Origin of the sequence: Paenibacillus sp. OT2-17 (assembly GCF_009827695.1) — a bacterium.
Classification (GTDB): domain Bacteria; phylum Bacillota; class Bacilli; order Paenibacillales; family Paenibacillaceae; genus Paenibacillus; species Paenibacillus polymyxa_B.
This window is the reverse complement of the sequence record NZ_WUDQ01000465.1, coordinates 1-2,988: the sequence shown is the minus strand read 5'-3', so window position 1 is coordinate 2,988 and position 2,988 is coordinate 1. Positions and strand designations below refer to the sequence as shown.

Genomic DNA, 2,988 nt, shown 5'->3' with positions numbered 1-2,988 from the left:
GACCTTCTCGCGTCTTCCGCCGCCCTGCTGGAACCAACGTCCGATAATTTCCTCTGTCCAACCTTTACGGTCATGGCCATATACATTAGCCGTATCAAAAAAGTTAATGCCCGCATCCAGTGCGGCATCCATAATTTTAAACGCATCCTTTTCTTCGGTTTCCGGTCCGAAATTCATCGTCCCCAGACATAACCGACTAACCTTCAAGCCTGACTTTCCTAAGTATGAATACTCCATACTGCCTCCCGCCTTTGCCTAAGGATTTTAAAATTCCGCAAAATTACATGCCAAAAAAGACCATACTCCGTTTATTCACCAGAAAAAACCACATTGAAACACCCCCAAATGCAATTTAAGGTTGGATAGCGCATGCAAAAAAGCCCCACGCACCGCCGAAGCAGCAAGCGCGAGGCATCTCCTACCATACTACCTACTCCATATGAAAAAATAGTGACTTTACGGCGGTTGCAGCGGAGCGGAGAATTTGAATCTGGAGAAGCGAAGCGTTCGCCTTTGCCATGGGATTCTTACCTTGTCATGTCCTAATCCAATCCAAAGAATCCCGTGGCAACAGCGATCGTAAGATCAAATCCTTCGCGGAGCGGCTCACTTCAGCCACCGTAACTCATTCTTTTTTTACAATCAAGGAATCAATTTCGTTTCTTTTGCTCGCTCGGCCATTTTTTTCGTATGCTTGCTGAGCGGCTTCTTAAACACCAATCCAAACAGGAAGCAAACACCGATAAATACAAACAGCATCACCACATCCCGTATCACCGTTGAAGGCAACATCCCTCCTACTGTCTCTCGTAACAGACTAACCGCATAGGTGAATGGTACGAACGGATTCAGCGCCTGAAAGAACGGTGTACTCGTCGCAATCGGGAATGTCCCTCCTGAACTGGAGAATTGAAGCACCAGCAGGATGACTGCCAGTCCCTTGCCGATATTGCCGAACACAGAAACTAGTGTATAGGTCATCGCCGTAAACACCAGACTGATCAACATAGACGATAGTACAAAAGCTACTTTGGCATCCACATACGCCCCGAGCAGGAACAAGTCACCGAGAGATACGCTCAGCGCTTGAAAAATGCCAATCGTGGAGAATGTCATAAGCCGTCCGAAATACACTTGGTAGCTTTTAAATTGTCCTTCCGGGTCATCCACATCTACCCTGAACATCGAGACCAGTAGCATCGCACCTACCCAAATCGACAATGTAGTGTAAAAAGGTGACATCGCAGAACCATAGTTGGGAATTGGGTATATCCGCTCCTGCTTCAACGATACCGGACTGCCGAGAAAATCACTTTCCTTTTTCACATCCCCCTTTAGCAATGCAATAGCGCGTCCGAGTGCATTTTCGCCCTTAAGCTTGCGAATTGTGTCTGCAGCCTGACGTATGGAATCCTTGGCAGCTGGAAGATCGGTCCTTACAAAATTGGCTACTTGGTGTACCGCTTTTTCTGCATCAGGAAATTTATTTTCTATTAAGTCAGCCATTTTGACAAACTGTTGTTCCGCTTTAGGCAAATCATTACGCACAAAATCTGCTGCCTGATGAATTTTACTTTTAACCGCTGGCAAATCGTTATTTACAAAGTCTGCCGCTTTGTTCACAGCATTCGTAAACTCGCCCATGCGCCCCTGAATCGTCGTCGCCGCTTCATGCAGTTTTTGACGGTATTGTGGCAGATCCTGCTGGAGACGTGTTAGCTCTTGCTGACCGAATTCTGCTGCAGCCTGTGCGTCATTTAATAGCTTTTCAATATTCGGTAGCTGCTCTTGAGCTGTAGGCAGCACATTGGCAGAATTGCGGGCAACGGATTTGATCTGATCCAGCGCCTTTTGAATGGCGGGTGCATACTCCGTATCATAATTGCCCAAAATGCTGTCAATTCCGCTACTGATTTCTCCTGCAAGGCGATCAGTGTCATCCAGCAGATTTTGCGCAGGCTTTTCGCCGCGCTGAATGGCATCCCCGATGCTAGTTACTGTGCTATTCAGACGACGGAAACGATCCTCTACCCCGCTCACACGGGAAATAAGTGAATCCAGAGGTTGACTTGGCAAGTATCCGTTCACACGGTTCAGCAATTGAGAAATATGATCCAACACTCCCACGGCAGTTGTCAGCCTACCGCTGACACGATTCACCGCAGCTTGTGCTGCTTTAGGATCAAAATCCACACCACGAACAATGTCTGTAATCTGAGAAACTTCATTCGCGATTTGTTGTACCAGTTGTAAGTCTTCTTTAACTACTGTACCAATCGAATCAAGCGCACCCTCGTTTTTGTCCAGAAATTCGAGTAAACCGGTTGTAAAATCCTTGCCTGTGTCCGCTATTTTCTGTACTTCTGGCAGTGCTTTCTGGGCAGCATTAATGACTTTAAGAGCCGTTTGCGTGTCCTCTAGGGCGGTGGCCAGTGCGCTTTCTACCCTGCTGAAATTTTGATCTAGTTCAACAATTCGATCACCGGCCTTTTGAATATCAGGTAGTCTTTTTTGGATATCCAAAATAACAGCGGCTACCTTGTCCAGCTCAGGCATGTTTTTGTCAATTTTGAGCACCAGGTCACCGGCACGGTTAATTTCAGGAATTTTCTCCTTCAATGCAATGATCTTTTGTCCCTGTGCCTTAATTTTGGGCAGATTTTGCTCCAGCTCCAATGCCTGTTTGCCCAACCTATCGATATCTGGTAATCGATTATTAAGTTCCAACACCCGGTTCTCAATGTTACGAATCGTCGGGAGCTCTTCCTCCAGCTTGACTCCGGCTTCCTTCAACTTCGTCAATACCGCCTGGCTGGCAGTTTCTATAAAGTTTTGGCTAATCTGGTTCGTTAGAGAGGTTGCCCCCGAAGATGTAATTTTCGGAGCTACTGCATTAATTTTTTCATTTACGGCGTAATCAATTTCCGGCTTTTGCGGGTTTTCCGTCAGCACACTCGTAATTTTCTCTGAAAAATCTTTCGGGATCAG

The 2,988-nt window shown here is 46.5% G+C and carries 2 protein-coding genes; both read right to left on the bottom strand.

Annotated features, from left to right (window positions below):
• Positions 1–237, bottom strand: a 237-nt coding sequence (locus GRP75_RS23160; RefSeq protein WP_160790482.1) for an aldo/keto reductase, incomplete at its 3' end; no start/stop codon positions are given.
• 405 nt (positions 238–642) lie between these two features.
• A partial coding sequence (locus tag GRP75_RS23155) for a YhgE/Pip domain-containing protein (protein ID WP_160790481.1) occupies positions 643–2,988 on the bottom strand: 2,346 nt, incomplete at its 5' end.